The sequence below is a fragment of the Micrococcaceae bacterium Sec5.8 genome (assembly GCA_039636775.1).
Taxonomy (GTDB): Bacteria; Actinomycetota; Actinomycetes; order Actinomycetales; family Micrococcaceae; genus Arthrobacter.
Map to the genome: position 1 here is coordinate 3,513,146 of CP143429.1, position 17,521 is coordinate 3,530,666.

At 67.3% G+C, this 17,521-nt stretch carries 16 protein-coding genes; 10 read left to right on the plus strand and 6 right to left on the minus strand.

Annotation, left to right across the window (positions count from 1 at the left end; genetic code table 11):
* Positions 1-65: 65 nt before the first annotated feature.
* Positions 66-983, minus strand: coding sequence for a LysR family transcriptional regulator (locus VUN84_16205; protein XAS63816.1), 918 nt, complete (start codon positions 981-983; stop codon positions 66-68).
* Between the two features lie 35 nt (positions 984-1,018).
* Entirely contained in the window at positions 1,019-2,695 is a 1,677-nt protein-coding gene (locus tag VUN84_16210; protein ID XAS63817.1) for a PucR family transcriptional regulator ligand-binding domain-containing protein, read from the minus strand.
* A 113-nt stretch (positions 2,696-2,808) separates the two neighbouring features.
* Between VUN84_16210 and VUN84_16215 the strand changes: the two genes are divergently transcribed.
* The 6 genes from VUN84_16215 to VUN84_16240 all read left to right on the plus strand — a co-directional run bounded on the left by VUN84_16215 (position 2,809) and on the right by VUN84_16240 (position 7,853).
* Positions 2,809-4,296: a CoA-acylating methylmalonate-semialdehyde dehydrogenase gene (locus VUN84_16215; protein ID XAS63818.1), complete on the plus strand. Its 1,488-nt coding sequence runs from the start codon at positions 2,809-2,811 to the stop codon at positions 4,294-4,296.
* 28 nt (positions 4,297-4,324) lie between these two features.
* Positions 4,325-5,698 carry an aspartate aminotransferase family protein gene (locus VUN84_16220; GenBank protein ID XAS63819.1) on the plus strand — a complete coding sequence of 458 codons (1,374 nt, stop codon included), beginning with the start codon at positions 4,325-4,327 and terminating at the stop codon, positions 5,696-5,698.
* 93 nt (positions 5,699-5,791) lie between these two features.
* Entirely contained in the window at positions 5,792-5,953 is a 162-nt protein-coding gene (locus VUN84_16225) for a hypothetical protein (protein XAS63820.1), read from the plus strand.
* 14 nt (positions 5,954-5,967) lie between these two features.
* Positions 5,968-6,765: a TIM barrel protein gene (locus VUN84_16230; GenBank protein ID XAS65881.1), complete on the plus strand. Its 798-nt coding sequence runs from the start codon at positions 5,968-5,970 to the stop codon at positions 6,763-6,765.
* A gap of 91 nt (positions 6,766-6,856) precedes the next feature.
* Positions 6,857-7,336: a thioredoxin-dependent thiol peroxidase gene (gene bcp / locus VUN84_16235; GenBank protein ID XAS63821.1), complete on the plus strand. Its 480-nt coding sequence runs from the start codon at positions 6,857-6,859 to the stop codon at positions 7,334-7,336.
* Between the two features lie 82 nt (positions 7,337-7,418).
* A complete protein-coding gene (locus VUN84_16240; GenBank protein XAS63822.1) occupies positions 7,419-7,853 on the plus strand; it encodes a hypothetical protein in 435 nt (144 codons plus the stop codon).
* A gap of 24 nt (positions 7,854-7,877) precedes the next feature.
* Here VUN84_16240 and VUN84_16245 read toward each other — a convergent pair whose 3' ends face one another.
* A complete protein-coding gene (locus VUN84_16245; protein ID XAS63823.1) occupies positions 7,878-8,726 on the minus strand; it encodes a methyltransferase domain-containing protein in 849 nt (282 codons plus the stop codon).
* A 94-nt stretch (positions 8,727-8,820) separates the two neighbouring features.
* Between VUN84_16245 and VUN84_16250 the strand changes: the two genes are divergently transcribed.
* The 3 genes from VUN84_16250 to purM all read left to right on the plus strand — a co-directional run bounded on the left by VUN84_16250 (position 8,821) and on the right by purM (position 12,046).
* On the plus strand, positions 8,821-9,165 hold the full coding sequence (locus tag VUN84_16250) for a hypothetical protein (protein XAS63824.1): 345 nt from the start codon (positions 8,821-8,823) through the stop codon (positions 9,163-9,165).
* Between the two features lie 65 nt (positions 9,166-9,230).
* Positions 9,231-10,877 (plus strand): amidophosphoribosyltransferase, encoded by a 1,647-nt coding sequence (gene purF / locus VUN84_16255; protein XAS63825.1) that lies wholly within the window; start codon positions 9,231-9,233, stop codon positions 10,875-10,877.
* Positions 10,874-12,046 carry a phosphoribosylformylglycinamidine cyclo-ligase gene (gene purM, locus VUN84_16260; GenBank protein XAS63826.1) on the plus strand — a complete coding sequence of 391 codons (1,173 nt, stop codon included), beginning with the start codon at positions 10,874-10,876 and terminating at the stop codon, positions 12,044-12,046. Before purF ends, purM begins: the two co-directional genes overlap by 4 nt.
* Before the next feature lie 148 nt (positions 12,047-12,194).
* On the opposite strand, the gene VUN84_16265 is transcribed toward purM, so the two are convergent.
* Both VUN84_16265 and VUN84_16270 read right to left on the minus strand, forming a co-directional pair.
* Positions 12,195-12,977, minus strand: coding sequence for a VOC family protein (locus VUN84_16265; GenBank protein XAS63827.1), 783 nt, complete (start codon positions 12,975-12,977; stop codon positions 12,195-12,197).
* A 219-nt stretch (positions 12,978-13,196) separates the two neighbouring features.
* Positions 13,197-13,430, minus strand: coding sequence for a DUF3073 domain-containing protein (locus tag VUN84_16270; GenBank protein ID XAS63828.1), 234 nt, complete (start codon positions 13,428-13,430; stop codon positions 13,197-13,199).
* 290 nt (positions 13,431-13,720) lie between these two features.
* Here VUN84_16270 and VUN84_16275 point away from each other — a divergent pair, with 290 nt between their 5' ends.
* Positions 13,721-14,467, plus strand: coding sequence for a septum formation family protein (locus tag VUN84_16275; GenBank protein ID XAS63829.1), 747 nt, complete (start codon positions 13,721-13,723; stop codon positions 14,465-14,467).
* Between the two features lie 78 nt (positions 14,468-14,545).
* Here the strand turns inward: VUN84_16275 and clpB are convergent, their stop codons facing one another.
* Positions 14,546-17,215, minus strand: a complete 2,670-nt coding sequence (gene clpB, locus VUN84_16280; GenBank protein ID XAS63830.1) for an ATP-dependent chaperone ClpB — start codon at positions 17,213-17,215, stop codon at positions 14,546-14,548.
* Positions 17,216-17,521 lie beyond the last annotated feature (306 nt).

A 17,521-nucleotide genomic window follows, 5' to 3' on the forward strand; every position in this document is an offset into this window, starting at 1 on the left:
AATCAATCGATTTTGTCGATGCGTAATTTCGGGGCTTGCACCCCAATGCGGCCCTTATTGCGCGGCTAGTGCCGAGCGGCGCCATAAAGACGGACGCACGTCTGTTCAAAGGCGAGCGCCCTGCGGGTCGGGGTGACTCCCTCCGGCCGGACCAGCATCACTTCGATCGGGGGAAAATCGTCGGTCAGGGTGAGCGCCACAACCCGTCCCCCGGAATACGTCAGGTCGCTGTGGAGTCGCTGGTTGAGCACCGCGTACCCGTGGCCTTTCGCCACAAATGACCGGACCGTTTCATAACCGGCGAATCGGTGCCGCACATTGGGTGTCACTCCGGCGATGTGGTAGAGCTGCTCGTAGTATTCGCGGCTGTGCGGCAGGTCCAGCACCACCGATGGTTCGCCGTCGAGATCCTTCAGCGCGATGCTCCGCTCGGGGCTGGACGCTGCGGGATGCTCGGCGTGGACCAGCACGTGCGGCGGCACTCGCTCCAGCACGGTGCTGGTAAACCCTCGGCCCAGACCGAGCCCGTACATCAGGGCCACATCGCACTGCCCTTCCAGCAGGGCGGTCTGCAGGCTCGCCAGGTCAGCTTCGAGGAACGAGACCTCGACTCCCGGATGTTGGCCTTCGAAGGTCTGAAGAATTGCCGGGAGCCTGAACGGTGCCAGCGGCGAAAAGACACCGACTTTCAGCTCGCCGACCAGGCTCGTCGCAAGCCCCCGGGCCGACTCGTACAGGGAATCGGCATGCTCCAGCAGCACCTTGATGTCCTGGGCCAACTGCCGGCCTGACGGCGTCAGCCGCAGGCCACGCGTCCGCAGACGAACAAACAGCTGCGTGGCCAGGCTGGCTTCAAGCTGAGCCATCGCGGTGGAGAGGGTGGACTGGGTAACGAGCAGCCGTTCGGCCGCGGCCGTCATATTTTCGAGCTCTGCCACCACCGCGAAATACCGAAGCTGGGTCAGGGTAAAGGGCTTCGCCATTCGTCAATGATCGCATTCTGGCTGGATCGGCATGGTCACAGGGTTCGCAGCCGGTACAGGAGGAGCGCGACGTGCAATGAGGTCCTGGATTCGGCGTCGTCGAGGTCGACGGCGAGAAGCTCCTCAAGCCGGCCCAGACGGGCGTAGAGAGTCGGCCGGCTGAGGTAGCCGTTGCGGGCGAGTGCGGCCTTATTGCCACCGGACTCAAGGTACTGTCCGAGCAGCTCAAGGTAGCCTTCCGCGCCCCGGACTTCGGCGTGCAGCACACCGGCCAGCTCGGACTCGACGAACTGCTGCACGCGGGGGTCCTTGCGCAGCAAGGCCAGCAGCCCCCGCAGGCGAACGTCGGTCGCCCGGTAGAACGGCTTGCGGTCCCCCGGCAGGGTCGCTGCGGTTTCGGCGACGTGGGAGGCCTCATCAATACCCGCCGCCGCCTCCAGCAGGGAACCGCGAAGGCGGCCGACGCCGATGCTCCACTCCACCTCAGCGTGGCCGGGGGGCCGGAGGCCAGCCAGGGAAGGGCCGGACGGAGTGTCCCCGGTAAGGGCGCCAGCGAGGCGCTGGAGCATCGGATCTTCGAGTTGCTTCGCCGGGACTGCCAGGATCATTCCGATCGAGCCTGAACGGATACTCGCTGTCAGCGCGGTGCCCGAGACGGACTTGAGGGCACGGGCGAGCTGCTCGAGCAGTGCGCGCTCCTCCTGCTGACCGGCGAGCGGATCTCCCCCGGGCGCCTGGTGGTCGGGTGAGGGACCGGAGCTTTCTCTGCCGCTCCTGAACACAACCGGCACATAGTATGGCGAGCGTCTGAGGCCAAGCGCGGCGGCACGCGCCTGCGCTTCGCCCTCGCTCAGCCCGCGGGGCTGCCGCAGGGCATTGAGGAGCCCTGCCTGCGCCTGGTGGCTCAGCTCGCGCCGGTCCCGCTCGGCCAGCCGGTTGATGGCAAGCGTCTGCGCCGCGCGTTCCAGCACCATGGCCGCCGCCTCGTCGTCGTCGAGCGGCACGGGAACAACGAGCCGCCCCCAGAGTTGCCGGCGCACGCCCACCGGTGTCTGCAACCACGCCTCGGGCCCGCTCCGCGTTGTCTCGGGCGCCGACGGTGTGGTCCGCGACCTCCGTTCCCAGTCATCGAGGAGCTCAGTGGTCTGGAGCCTGCGGGCTGAATATGCGATGACAAGATGCGAGAGGTCCTCCAGAACCACGGGAGCGCCGATCATGGCGGCCGCCCGTTCCACGACTTGCTCCGTCCCCGCGCTTTCCAGGCTCAGCACGGTAAAGGCTTCGTGGACGTCCCGCGCCCGTTCGACGCGCTCCAACTGCTCGGCCACGATCATCCGGTGCACGATCTCCGTAATCTGCACGAAGCGCACGCGCCGTTCGACGACGATCACGGGCAGCGCCGTGCCAAGCGCGGCTGCGCGCAGGGCGGCCATGCTGCGCATTCGGTTTCCGATGATTTCCACGATCAGGCCGGAGGCTCCCGCCTCCTCCAGAGAACGGATGAACGATGCCGTGAGACCTGGCGCCTTCTCCAGCTCAAGACCCGTGGTGAGCACCAACTCGCCGCCGGACAGCAATCCGGAAATGTCGAGCACTTCGCTGACATGGACCCAGCGGACAGGGTGATCCAGGGCTCCTTCGCCGCCGAGGATCTGCGGACCTGCTTCGCGCAGCACGGGAAGGCCAAGGATTGAGCGGACGGTGGGCAACATTTACAAAGCGTAAAGCACACCACGATTCTCCTTACACACCGGCTCTTATGGTGGAACTCCGTGCCGGACACACTGGACGAAAGACACCGCCCATCCCTCACTAGGAGAACTACTTGAACGTCATTGAGCACTGGATCAACGGCAGCTACGTTCCGGCCGGCAGCCGGTCTGCCCCCGTGACGAACCCGGCGACGGGTAAGGTCACCGGCCAGGTGTCCCTGGCCAGCCACGAAGAGAGCCGCGCCGCCGTCGCGGCGGCCCGGGCCGCGTTCCCCGCCTGGCGGGACACCTCCATTGCCCGCCGCACACAAATCCTCTTCTCCTTCCGCGAACTGCTCAATGCCCGCAAAGGCGAGCTGGCCGCCATCATCACCTCCGAGCATGGCAAGGTCCTCGATGACGCCCTCGGTGAAGTGACCCGGGGGCAGGAGGTCGTGGAGTTCGCCTGCGGCATCCCGCACCTGCTCAAAGGCAGCTACACGGAGAATGCCTCCACCAATGTGGATGTCCACTCCATCCGGCAAGCACTCGGACCGGTCGCAATCATCAGCCCGTTCAACTTCCCGGCCATGGTGCCCATGTGGTTCTTTCCGCTCGCCATCGCCGCCGGGAACACCGTCGTCATCAAGCCCAGCGAAAAGGACCCCACGGCCATCAACTGGATGGCCGAGCTCTGGAAGGAAGCCGGCCTTCCGGACGGCGTCTTCAACGTCCTGCACGGCGACAAAGTGGCTGTCGACGCCCTGCTCAGCGACCCCGACATCAAGGCCGTCTCCTTTGTCGGATCCACGCCGATCGCCAAATACGTCTACCAGACCGCGACCGCGAACGGGAAGCGCGTGCAGGCCCTCGGCGGCGCCAAAAACCACATGATTGTCCTGCCCGATGCCGACCTCGACCTCGCCGCCGATGCGGCTGTGAACGCCGGGTTCGGCTCGGCCGGAGAGCGGTGCATGGCCATCTCGGCGCTCCTCGCCGTAGGCGGCATAGCCGATGAGCTCGTGACGAAAATTGCTGAGCGTACACGGTCGCTCCGCACCGGCGACGGCCTTCGAGGATGCGACATGGGCCCGCTCGTCACGGCGGTCCACCGCGACAAGGTCGCAGGCTACGTCGACGCCGGGGAGGCCGCCGGGGCCACCCTCGTAGTTGACGGCCGCAAGGTGGCCCCCGATGCGGAAGGTGAGGGCTTCTTCGTCGGCCCCACCCTCTTTGACAACGTCACGCCGGACATGTCCATCTACCAGGACGAGATCTTCGGCCCCGTCCTGGCCGTGGTCCGGGTTGACAGCTACGAACAGGCCCTGGAGCTGATCAACACCAACCCCTATGGCAACGGCACCGCTATTTTCACCAACGACGGCGGCGCGGCCCGCCGCTTCGAGAACGAGGTGGAAGTGGGGATGGTCGGCATCAACGTCCCGGTGCCTGTTCCCATGGCCTACTACTCCTTCGGCGGCTGGAAGAACTCGCTGTTCGGCGATACCCACGCCCATGGCACGGAGGGCGTCGGGTTTTTCACCCGGGGCAAGGCTGTGACCTCCCGCTGGCTGGATCCCAGCCACGGCGGCCTCAACCTCGGTTTTCCGCAGAACGCCTGACCGGCGCCACAATAGAAAGGCACTTGACATGACTTCCACTCTGGACAGCGGCGTTCTGCCGCTGCAGCACGACCCCGAAGGCGCCCGCCGGGCGTACGAGCTGGACCGCAAACATGTCTTCCACTCCTGGTCCGCCCAGGATCTCTTGGACCCCATGGTTATCACCGCGGCCGAGGGATCCCATGTCTGGGACGGTGAGGGCAAGAAGTATCTGGATTTCTCCTCCCAACTGGTCAACACAAACATCGGCCACCAGCACCCCGCCGTCGTCTCCGCGATCGCCGCCCAGGCCGCGAAACTGTGCACCATCGCCCCGAGCTACGTCAACGACGCCCGGTCGGAGGCAGCCCGGCTGATCGCGGAGCGGACCCCCGGGGAGCTGGACAAGATCTTCTTCACCAACGGCGGGGCGGATGCCAATGAGCACGCCGTCCGCATGGCCCGGCTCCACACCGGCCGGCACAAGGTCCTCTCGGCCTACCGCTCCTACCATGGCGGCACCCAGCTCGCCGTGAACCTCACAGGGGATCCGCGCCGCTGGGCCAGTGACCACGCCAGCACCGGGACGATCCACTTCTTCCCGCCTTACCTGTACCGCACCGCGTTCCATGCCACGACGCAGGAAGAGGAAAGCCAGCGCGCCCTGGAACATTTGGAGCAACTGGTCAGTTTTGAAGGTCCGTCCACTATCGCGGCGCTGATCCTCGAATCGATTCCGGGGACCGCCGGAATCTACCTGCCCCCGCCCGGCTACCTTCAGGGCGTGCGGGATCTTTGCACCCGGCACGGCATCATTCTGATCGCCGACGAGGTCATGTCGGGCTTCGGCAGGACCGGCAAATGGTTCGCCACCGAGCACTTCGACGTCGTACCAGACCTGCTCACCTTCGCCAAAGGCGTGAATTCCGGCTATGTCCCGTTGGGTGGCGTTGCCATCAGCCCCGAAATCGCGGCCACTTTCGGACAGCGCGTCTACCCGGGCGGCCTGACCTACTCCGGCCATCCGCTGGCAACTGCGGCCGCTGTGGCCACCATCAACGCCATGGAGGATGAACAGATCGTGCAGCATGCAGCGACTCTCAGTGAGACCGTGATCGGGCCGGCCCTCGCCGGTTTCGCGGAAAATCACGCGTCCGTGGGCGAGGTGCGCGGAACAGGGGTCTTCTGGGCCATCGAGCTGGTCAAGAACCGTGAAACGCGCGAGCCAATGGCTCCCTACGGGAGTTCCAGCCCGGAAATGAACCAGCTCGTCGCCGCGTGCAAGTCCCGCGGGTTGCTCCCGTTCGCGAATTTCAACCGTATTCACGTGGTTCCTCCATGCAACATCAGCGCAACCGACGCCCAAACTGGCCTGGCCATCCTGGATGAAGTTCTTGATATTGCAGACAGCCTGGTCAGCTGAGCTTATTGACAGGCGGTGACTTGCTGTCCCGGTCTGGGACAGCATGTCAAGCGTCGGTCACCTCTCCTAGGCGCAGCTTGCTAGCCTGAGGGGGTGAAATACGAATCCCTGTGGATCGGCATGCTGATCGGCGCAGCCCTCGGCTTCGCCATCGGCGTCGCCACCGCCGACAAGCCGTTCACCGGCCTCCTGATCGGGATCGGCGTCGGTGCTCTCGTGGGCTTGGCGGCCCGCAAGGACCCCTCGAAAGGGTAGCGGCGGTGCCTGGGATGTATTCCGTGAACTGCTCCATCCTGTTGACCGAGTTGCCCCTGCTTGAGCGGCCCGCCGCGGCGAAGGCCGCCGGCTTTGACGCCGTGGAGTTCTGGTGGCCCTTCGCCGGCTCCGTTCCCGGTGACGCCGAGGTCACCGACTTCGAGCGGGCCATCACCGATGCAGGCGTCCGCCTAGCCGGCCTGAATTTCTACGCCGGCGACATGCCGGCCGGGGACCGGGGGCTGGTGTCCTGGCCGGGCCGTTCCGGCGAGTTCCGGGACAACGCCGACGCGGTGGCGGGCATCGGCGGGCGGCTCGGCTGCACCGCGTTCAACGCCCTCTACGGCAACCGCCAGGACGGGATTGCTCCGGAAGCCCAGGACGAGCTGGCCGTCCGGAATCTCGCCGCCGCAGCCGCAGCCGTGGCCAGCATCGGCGGTACGGTGCTGCTCGAACCGGTCAGCGGCGCCCCGCGCTACCCGCTGCTCCGGGCAGATGATGCCCTCCAGGTCATTTCTCGGGTCCGGCAGGAGACCGGTGCGGAGAACCTCCGGCTCCTCGCCGATTTTTATCATCTCTCGGTCAACGGTGACGACGTCGCCGCCGTCATCGAACAGCACGCCAAGGACTTCGGCCACCTCCAGATCGCCGACAGCCCTGGCCGCGGGGCTCCCGGTACCGGGGGGCTTCCCCTCGGCAGCTGGATCGCCCGCAGCCGCGAACTCGGCTACGACGGCTGCATCGCCCTCGAGTACAAGGAACCGGCTGCCACCGCGTTCAGCTGGGCCATCCGCCCGTCCGCCGCCGGCTGACAGGTCCCTTCCCGCGGCCGGAATAGCGGATCCGCACCCGCTGTTGTGCACCACAGAGCACGTCTCACCTGTCTCCCAGCGAAGGACCCCCATGAGCCAGAACCTCACCGTCAAGCTGCAGCCCGGAACCCCGGCCCCGGATTTCTCCCTTCCGGACGCCGCGGGACACCAGGTCTCGCTGGCCGATTACCGCGGCAAGAACGTCATTGTGTATTTCTACCCGCAGGCCGCCACCCCTGGCTGCACCACCGAGGCCTGCGACTTCCGGGACAACCTGGCGTCCCTGCAGGGATCCGGCTATGAAGTGCTGGGCATCTCCCCCGATGCGCCCGAGGCGCTGGCACACTTCACCGGCGACTTCGCCCTGACCTTTCCGCTCCTCGCCGACGAGGACCACGCGGTGGCGCTGGCCTACGGAGCCTGGGGCGAAAAGCTGGTCCGCGGTGAAGTCACCGAAGGAATCGTCCGCTCTACGGTGGTCCTGGACCCCGAAGGAAAGGTCACACTGGCCCAGTACCAGGTCAAGGCCCAGGGCCATGTTGCTGCGTTGAAGGAGCAACTGGGCGTCTAGGCACTCGCCCCAGCCCCGGCGCACTGGGTAGGATCGGTGCAACCAGCGCCGGAGACCGGCCCCGACCGAAGGCGGACACCACGTGGCAGCAGGAACCAGTCAGGACCCCTGGGTGCTCAAAACAGCCCCGGGAACTTCCGAGTACACAATGTACCGGGACGAGGTATCCGATCCTCCAGCCCTGGTATGCCAGGTTGGCTCCACCACCTTGAAATACCATCTCCGCGCCCTCGAAGACCTGCCGCTGTGGCTGATGGAGCGGGGCGAGTGGGTGCCTCTGGGCGCCGCCGATGAGAACAAGCCTGCCGCTGAGGGATCCGTCGAGGCGTGGGGACGGGATCCGGAAAACCCGGTCGGCGGATGGTACGGGCTGCGGAAGGGATACCGCGGCCGGTTCGGGATGTACCTTCCGCCCCTTCTGGAGGCGTTGGGCCTGGTGGAACTCACCCACGACAAGCGCAACAACTCCGTCCGGGCCATCATCGCCGACGCCTCGGGTCCGGCGATCCAGGCCTAAGCTCGGCGGCTGCCCGGCTTGGGGTCAGGCCCGCGTGCCCGCCACGATGGTGGCGGTGGAACGAAGCCGGATGGCGCCGCGGTGTTCGTAGCGGCCCAGCATTTGGAACACGTCCGCCCGGATCAGGTCCCGGGAATCCCGGTCCGCGCCGGCCAGGCCCACCCCGACGGTGGTCGCGATCTCCGTCATGAACTCCCAGTAGAGATCCGGTGAGCCCTGGACCAGGTCTGTGCTGATCTTCTGCTCGCTGACCTCGACCAGCCCTGCTTCCTGAAAGACCCGTGCCATGAATCCCGCTGCGGCGCACCGGAACAGCCCGGGTGCGCCCGTTGCCGGGACCGGCAGTTCGGTATGGCGCGCGATCGTCCCGAGGATGAGGGTGGCCCACGGGTTCTCGGCGGCCCGGCCCCAGACGGCGGCACTGATCCGCGAACCCGGCCTGGCGACGCGGGCCATTTCATCCACCGCGCCGGAAACACTGGGGAAGAACATCAAACCGAAGCGGCAGAGGACGGCATCGAAGGTGGCATCCTCAAACGGAAGAGCGGCGGCGTCGCCCACCCTGGTGGCCACGTTCGGCAGCCCGCGGGCCGCCGCCTTCTCGGCGGCGACCCGGAGCATGCCCGCCGAGAGGTCCAGCAGGACGACGCTGCCGCGCGGGGCAAGGGTTGCCGCGGTGAGACCCGGCTCGCCGGTTCCGGAGGCGACGTCGAGGACGGCGGAGTCCGGGCGGAGCCGTGCCTCCTGGAGGACGGTATCGCCGAACGGTGCGTGCCAGCTGAGCACTTCGGCATCCCATTTCCGCCAGCCGGCGGAGAACTCGTCCCAGGTGCTCCGCTGCTGATCCCGGATCCGCTCTGCTGAGGCTGTCATGGTTCTCCTTGGCCGGTCCGGGCCCTCCCCCACCACTCAGTGTCCTCCCACCGCCCGGCGGTAGCAATGCTTCCCGGGCAGTACGATTAACGGCATGTCTACCCCCGAAAACCCCGGCACCGCAGGCGAACAGCACGTCCCCGAACGGCGCCAGGTCACGGTGCGCCGCGCCCCGAAATACGTGCCGTTCCTGGTCCTCGGCGGGCTTTTGGGCATCGGCGTGGCCGCCGTCCTCGCGTACGGCGTCCCGGGCGATGAGAGTTACGACGCCGGCTCCGTGTTCGGTTTCTTCCTGACCCTCTGCGGTGTGGGCGGGGCCATTGTGGGTGGCATTGCCGCGCTGATCCTGGACCGCCTGAGCGTCCGCCGGGCGGAGCGCGCCGTCGTCGAGTCCGTTCCCGATTCGGTGCCCGCGCCGGAGGACCAGCAGGGGGCCTGAGCCGGCCCGAGGTCATAATCCGGCGCCCGGGAAAGTCCCGCCGCACAACGTGAGATAATCAACCAGTGGCACGCGGCGATGGAAAACTCTCTCATGATCTTCTCTCTGGCGAAAAAGGCCCCCAGGATGCTTGTGGCGTCTTCGGGGTCTGGGCTCCCGGCGAAGAGGTTGCAAAACTCACCTATTACGGGCTGTATGCACTGCAGCACCGCGGTCAGGAGTCCGCTGGCATAGCCACCAGCGACGGCACCCGGATCAACGTCTACAAGGACATGGGCCTCGTCTCCCAGGTCTTCGATGAGACCACGCTCAACACCCTGACCGGGCACCTGGCGGTCGGCCACTGCCGGTATTCCACCACCGGCGCGAGCCATTGGGCCAACGCGCAGCCCACCTTGGGCGCCACCGCCACCGGGACCGTGGCCCTCGCCCATAACGGCAACCTGACCAATACCGCCGAGCTCAAAGCCATGATCGTGGACCGCAACGGCGGACACCTCAGCGGTGAAATGAAGCAGGGCAACACCTCGGACACGGCCCTGGTCACAGCCCTGCTCGAGGGCGAGGAGGGCAAGACGCTGGAACAGACCGCCCTGGAGCTGCTGCCCAAAATCAAGGGCGGCTTCTGCTTCGTCTTCATGGATGAAGGCACCCTCTACGCGGCCCGCGACACGTACGGCATCCGCCCGCTGTGCCTGGGCCGGCTGGAGCGCGGCTGGGTGGTCGCCTCCGAGCAGTCCGCCCTCGCCACAGTCGGAGCAAGCTTCATCCGCGAAATCGAACCCGGCGAATTCATCGCGATCGACGAGGACGGCGTCCGGTCCCAGCGTTTCGCCGAGGCGACGCCGGCCGGCTGCGTCTTCGAGTACGTCTACCTCGCCCGCCCGGACGCCTCCATTGCCGGCCGGTCCGTGTACGAATCCCGCGTCGAAATGGGCCGCCAGCTGGCCCGGGAAAACACCCAGGAAGCGGACATCGTCATCCCGGTCCCGGAGTCCGGCACCCCCGCCGCCGTGGGCTACGCCGAGGAGTCCGGCATCCCTTTCGCGCACGGCTTCGTCAAGAACGCCTACGTGGGCCGGACGTTCATCCAGCCGTCCCAGACGCTCCGCCAGCTGGGGATCCGGCTCAAGCTCAACGCGCTGGAATCGGTGATCCGCGGCAAACGCGTGGTGGTGGTGGACGACTCGATCGTGCGCGGCAACACCCAGCGGGCCATCGTCCGGATGCTCCGCGAAGCCGGCGCCGCCTCCGTCCACGTCAAGATCTCCTCCCCGCCGGTGAAGTGGCCGTGTTTCTACGGCATCGACTTCGCGTCCCGCGCCGAGCTGATCGCCAACGGCGCCACCATCAACGAGATTTCCCAGGCCATCGGCGCGGACTCGCTGGCGTACATCTCCGAGGACGGCATGATCGGTGCCACCCGGCAGCCACGTGAGCGCCTCTGTACCGCCTGCTTCACCGGCAACTACCCGATCGAGCTTCCGGGCGCCGACAAGCTCGGCAAGAACCTGCTTGAGCGCACCGATCTCGGCGGTCTTCCGCCTGTCCCGGCCGCCGTGGAGCCCGGCACCTCGCTGACAGAGGACCCTGCCGCCAAGCCTGGCGCCACCGGGTGCGATCCCGGACCGGATGCCGAATTCGAAGCCCTGCTCACCGACGACGATCGCATTGATCGCTCCATTGCCGCCGACAAGAAAGAGCCCGTATGACTCCCGCCTCCCCGGCCGCTGACATGAATGCCGCCCAGAACGCCGTCGGCATCACCTACGCCTCCGCCGGCGTCGACGTCGAAGCGGGAGACCGCGCCGTCGAACTCATGAAGGACGCCATCAAGGCGACCCACAACTCCTCGGTGGTGGGCGGCGTCGGTGGCTTCGCGGGACTTTACGACGTCTCCAAACTGCTCACCTACAAGCGCCCGCTGCTGGCGACGTCCACCGACGGCGTCGGCACCAAAGTGGCCATCGCCCAGGCCATGGACATCCACGACACCATCGGTTTCGACCTTGTCGGCATGGTGGTCGATGACATCGTGGTGGTGGGCGCCGAGCCGCTGTACATGACCGATTACATCGCCTGCGGCAAAGTGGTTCCGGAGCGCATCGCCGACATTGTCCGCGGCATCGCAGCCGCCTGTTCCGTTGCGGGGACAGCCCTGGTGGGCGGCGAGACCGCCGAGCACCCGGGCCTGCTGGGCGAGCACGAGTACGACGTCGCCGGTGCCGCCACCGGTGTTGTCGAAGCCGACCAGCTCCTCGGCCCGGACCGCGTCCGCGCCGGTGACGTGGTGATCGGCATGGCCTCCTCCGGGCTGCACTCCAACGGCTACTCCCTGGTCCGCCGCGTCATCAACCACGCCGGCTGGGCACTGGACCGGCACGTCTCCGAATTCAGCCGCACGCTCGGTGAGGAACTCCTGGAACCGACCCGGGTCTACGCCGCCGACTGCCTGGACCTGGCCCGTACCTTCCCGGTCAACGGCTCCGCAGCCGGCCAGGCCGTGCACGGTTTCAGCCACGTCACAGGCGGCGGCCTCGCCGCCAACCTGGCCCGCGTCCTCCCGCAGGGCCTGCTGGCCACTGTGGACCGCGCCACCTGGGAACTGCCGGCCATCTTCCGGCTCGTCGCCGAGCTGGGCAACGTTCCGCTGGCCGACTTGGAACGCACGCTGAACCTGGGCGTAGGCATGGTGGCGATTGTGTCCCCCGAGGCCGCCGATGCCGCGGTGAACCGCCTCACCGAACGCGGGTTGCCGGCCTGGGTCATGGGTACCGTGGAGGCCAACTCTGATTCGGTCCTCAAGTCCGGCCCGGACTACGTGCAGGGCGCCAAGGGCGTGGACGGCGGCGCCGTCCGGCTGGTCAACGCCTACGCCTAACTTCCCGGCACAGCCGCGTCGGGGACTCCCCACCGGTTCCCCCGCCGGCAGGCTCGGCCAGGGAACCCTGCCGGCGTGGGCCCGCGTCCGTTTCGCAGCGTCAAATCGGCACCCGCGGGGCCCTCGACCCGGTTAAGGCTGCGGAACGCTACACCTCCAGGACGCTGAACACGCCGCCCTGAGGATCCGCCAGGGTGGCGATGGCGCCGGCTTCGTCCACCTCGTCCGGCTCAATCAGGAGCACGCCCCCGGCGGCCACGGCCGCTGCAACCGCGTCCCCGACGCTGGATACCCCGAAGTAGACCTGCCACCCCGGGCTGAGGGCGCCCTGCGCCTCCGCCGGAACAGCGGCGACCCCGGCCACCTCCGCTCCGTCCACCATGAGTGTGGAGTACCTGCCGCCGTCGTCCTGCGGGTATTCGGTGACCTCGTGCCCGAAGACCTCCTGGAAGAAGCCGACGGCGGGCTGCGGCTCGGGCGTCAGCAGCTCGGCCCACGCCAGCGAACCGGGCTCCCCGCTGCGGGCCGTGCCGAAATGGCTTCCGGCCTGCCAGGCACCGGTGGTGCCGCCTCCGGGCGGGGCGAAGAAGATCATGACGCCGGAACCGCCCACCGCCTCGGGGCCGAATTCGAGTGCTCCGCCGGCATCCACAACGGCGGCCGCGAGGTCCCCGGCGTCGGCGGAGGCAAGATACACGTTCCACTGCCCGGGCGCCCCGGCGGACTGCTGCTGCGGATTCTGCGGCGCAATCACCGTGACCAGGTCCCCGCCCAGATAGGCCTGCGCGTAGCTCCGCCCGTCCGGGGTGGGCAAGTCCTTGAAGCGCCAGCCAAAGACTGCGGAGTAGAATTCCTTGGCCGCCGCAACGTCTCTGGTCTGCAGATCCGTCCAGCAGACCTCGCCTTCGGTGAACCCTGTGCGAATGGTCATGGCAGTCCTTCCGGAACGTTCCTGATGCGGCGCCGGGGAAACCGGCAGCTTCAACCTAGCCCTGCAGGCCGGCCGGAACAACCGCGGCACCTGGCCGGCCGGAAACCCGGGGCAGCAGAAAACCCGCCGTCCTCCCCCCGTAAGGGGAGCGGCCGGCGGGCCTGAAATCATGTGGTCGGCATTCCGCTAGCGGAAGGGCATGCCGGGAAGAAGTGTCGACTAACCTATCCGACGGGTATGAACCTCGTCGTCGTCCTCTTCCACATCGTCCGCGTACTTATCAACATAGGCCGAATAATCCGGCTCTACAGGCTCACTCGAGAAACGACTCGGCGCACGGACCTCAGAACTCTTCAGCTCGCGCTGGAGGGCTGTGTAGTCAGTGTTCGGGGAGTAGTACTTGATGTCCCGAGCCTGCTTGGTAGCTTTTGCCTTTTGACGGCCGCGCCCCATGGCGTGACCCCCTTTTTGTACTCGGACCGGAGGTGGTCACCATTGGCATTAGTGAGGCCCCGGAATGTTTGGTCAGTTTGTCGTACACCTAGATTACATGCTTTCAGGGGTAACTGCTCCCCGCGGCGGCGGCCGTGGACGATGTAGCCTGCGCCCCCGCCCCGGACGGTCTCCCGCCGGCATGCAGGCCGCCCGGCATCTTGGATAGAGTTTCGTGGTGGGTTGCCGGAAACGGGCCCCCGGCCGGGCGTCCAGCCCCGGCTCAGAAGCACGGAAGTGGAGACGTCCCAGTGACCGAAGAGAACGACGGCCCCGGCGATGCCGGGACGCCTGGGATGCGCCCCGCAGCAGCAGACGGCGACCGGTCCGCCCCCGCCGTTCCGGCCGGCGCACCCATAGTTCCCCCGCAACCAGCGACGCCGCCGCACCCGTCGGCGCCGCCAACGCCGGCGGTCCCGGACGCTGCTCCTTCGAAGGTTACGGACCCCGGCGGCCGGGTCCGTCGTCAGACACCCGTGAGGACCGGCGCCGCCGTGGCCGCCGTGGCCGCCGTGGCCGCCGTGGCCGTCGTGGCTGGTCTGCTGGTCTGGTGGCTGGTCACCATGAATGGCGGCACCCAGCTGCCCGGCGCTGACACCTCCGCCGCAGCTCCGGCGTCGTCCGAGCCTGCAAGCCGGGGACCGCTTCCGCTGGAAAGTGTGGGCCCCCTCGACTTCCAGCTCGGCGACTGCTTCAAGGATTTCGACGCGGAAGCGCCCACGTCAACGGTGGTCGACTGCTCCACTGGCCACTCGGCCCAGCTGGTCGCGGCCGAGCACTACGGCGACGGCGACTCCTATCCGGGCCGGGACCCGCTCAAGCAGAAGGCCCTGGATGCGTGCAAGGCAGCGCCGCTGACGGAGAAGCAGGCCGCCTACGTGCTGAGCTACAAACTGGCCTACCCGAGCTCCACGAGCTGGGACAAGGGTGACCGCCGCGTGGATTGCTATGTCACCGCTGACACCGGAAACGTCATCATGGAATCGCTGATTCCCTAGGGATTTGCCGACGGAACTGCCAGCCGGGGCGTTGCCCGGCTGGCAGTTGTCCTGGTATGGGCCAGTCGCCCGGGGGCGTTATTCCTTGCGGCGGACGGAAAGTCCGCTGCCGGTGGACGCGCCGCCGTCGGGCCGGGCAGTGGCGTGCGTCCCGCCCATGGTGAGTTCGATGAGATCCGGGGCGGTGTCCACGAGAACGGTGTCGCCGTCGGTGATCTCCCCGGCCAGGATGGCCTTGGCCAGCCGGTCACCGATTTCCCGCTGCACCAGGCGGCGCAGCGGCCGCGCACCGTAGGCGGGGTCGAAGCCGGTCACTGCGAGCCACGCGCGGGCCCCTTCGGTCACGTCGAGGTTGAGGCGGCGGCCCTTGAGGCGTTCACCAAGTTCCTTGACCTGCAGCTCCACGATCCGGGACAGTTCCTCCACAGTCAGCGGGTCGAACAGCACCACTTCGTCGAGCCGGTTCAGGAACTCGGGCTTGAAGGAGGCATGCACGGTGGCCATGACGGCGTCCCGCTTGGCGTTCGCATCCAGGGTCGGGTCCACCAGGAACTGGCTGCCCAGGTTCGAGGTCAGGACCAGGATCACGTTGCGGAAGTCCACGGTGCGGCCCTGGCCGTCGGTGAGGCGGCCGTCGTCGAGCACCTGCAGCAGGATGTCGAACACCTCGGGGTGGGCTTTCTCCACCTCGTCGAGCAGGAGCACGGAGTACGGGCGGCGGCGGACCGCCTCGGTCAGCTGGCCGCCCTCCTCGTAGCCCACGTAGCCGGGGGGCGCCCCGACGAGGCGGGCGACGGAGTGCTTCTCCGAGTACTCGGACATGTCGATGCGCACCATGGCGCGTTCGTCGTCGAAGAGGAAGTCGGCCAGCGCCTTCGCCAACTCGGTCTTGCCGACGCCGGTGGGGCCCAGGAACAGGAAGGACCCGGTGGGCCGGTTGGGGTCGCTGATCCCCGCGCGGGCACGGCGGACGGCATCGGAGACGGCGGTGACCGCCTTGGATTGGCCGATGAGCCGCTCGCCCAGCACGTGTTCCATGTCCAGGAGCTTTTGGCTCTCCCCCTGCAGCATCCGCCCGGCCGGGATGCCGGTCCAGGCCGAAATCACCTCGGCGATGTCGTCTGCGGTGACTTCCTCGGCCACCATGAGGTCCTGTTTGGCGCCGCCGCCGGCAACCCGGGCCGACTCCGCCTCCGCGGCTTCGTTGAGTTCCCGTTCCAGGGCGGGAAGTTCGCCATACAGAATCCGGGACGCAGCCTCGAGATCGCCCTCACGCTGGAATTTTTCGGCGGCGGAGCGCAGTTCGTCAATCCTCGCCTTGAGGTCGCCGACCCGGTTCAGTCCTGCCTTCTCGGCCTCCCAGCGGGCGTTGAGACCGGCCAGCTCTTCCTTCTTATCGCCCATATCGGACCGGATGGCGGCGAGCCGTTCCACCGATGACGGGTCCGTCTCTTTGGCCAGAGCGAGTTCTTCCATGGTCAGACGGTCCACGGAGCGGCGCAGCTGGTCGATTTCCTCCGGCGCGGAATCGATCTCCATGCGCAGCCGGGAGGCGGCCTCGTCTACGAGGTCGATCGCCTTGTCCGGCAGCTGCCGGCCGGAGATGTATCGGTTGGAGAGGGTGGCGGCGGCCACCAGGGCGGAGTCGGCAATGGCCACCTTGTGGTGCGCCTCGTAGCGTTCCTTGAGCCCGCGCAGAATGCCGATGGTGTCCTCGACGCTGGGTTCGCCGACGAAGACCTGCTGGAACCGGCGTTCCAGGGCCGGGTCCTTCTCGATGTTTTCGCGGTACTCGTCCAGGGTGGTGGCGCCGATCAGCCGAAGCTCGCCGCGGGCCAGCATCGGCTTGAGCATGTTGCCGGCGTCCATGGAGCTGTCCCCGGACGCACCGGCGCCCACCACGGTGTGGATCTCGTCGATGAACGTGACGATCTGGCCGTCGGAGCCCTTGATTTCCTCCAGGACGGCCTTGAGGCGTTCCTCGAATTCACCGCGGTACTTGGCGCCGGCCACCATGGACGCAAGGTCCAGGGCGATCAGCGTCTTGCCGCGCAGGCTTTCGGGGACGTCGCCGGCGACGATGCGCTGGGCGAGGCCTTCGACGACGGCGGTCTTGCCGACGCCCGGTTCACCGATGATGACGGGGTTGTTCTTGGTCCGGCGGCTCAGCACCTGGATGATCCGGCGGATCTCGGCGTCGCGGCCGATCACCGGGTCCAGTTTGCCGGAACGGGCGATCGCGGTGAGGTCGGTGCCGTACTTCTCGAGCGCCTGGAAGCTGTTTTCGGGATCGGCGTTGTCCACCTTGCGGTCTCCGCGGACGCCGGGCAGGGCCGCGAGCATGGCCTCGTGGGAGGCGCCGGCGTCGCGCATCAGCTTGCCCACGGCGTCGCTTCCGGACGCGAGGCCCAGGAGGAGGTGCTCGGTGGAGACGAACGAGTCGCCGAGCCGGTCGGCCTCGTTCTGGGCATTCTTGATCGCCTGCAGGGCTGTGCGGGACAGCTGCGGCTGCTGTACCGAGCTACCGGAGGTTGACGGCAGGGCCTTGATGGCGGTGCTGGCCTGGACGCTGACGGAATCCGGGTCCGCGCCGGTGGCACGGAGGAGCGCGACGGCGACGCCCTCACGCTGGTCCATCAGCGCCTTGAGCAGATGGGCGTGTTCGAGCTGGGGGTTGCCGGCCGTCGAGGCATTCATGGCGGCTGCCGCAAGAGCCTCCTGGCTCTTGGTGGTGAATTTCGCGTCCAAAGAGAGCTCCTTTCGGGAACATGCGGATACTAGAGTTGAGTCTACTCCGCTCAACTCTACGTTCGGTTCCGTTGGTTCCATGTTTGCCCACGGCGAAACGGGTGTCTAGGGCCGGAGGCCCCGCGGCAGTTGCCCTGCCCTGCCGCGCCGGCGCGGACATGACCTGATGGACATGCCCGTTGCCCGCGCCGGCCACTGGACATAATCCCCATATGCCCATTCGTCGCACTCCAGGAGTGGACATGCCTCCCGGAAGTGGGCCCAGGGACGGTCGTGACCCACGCCGGACCCAGCGTCCCATTCGGC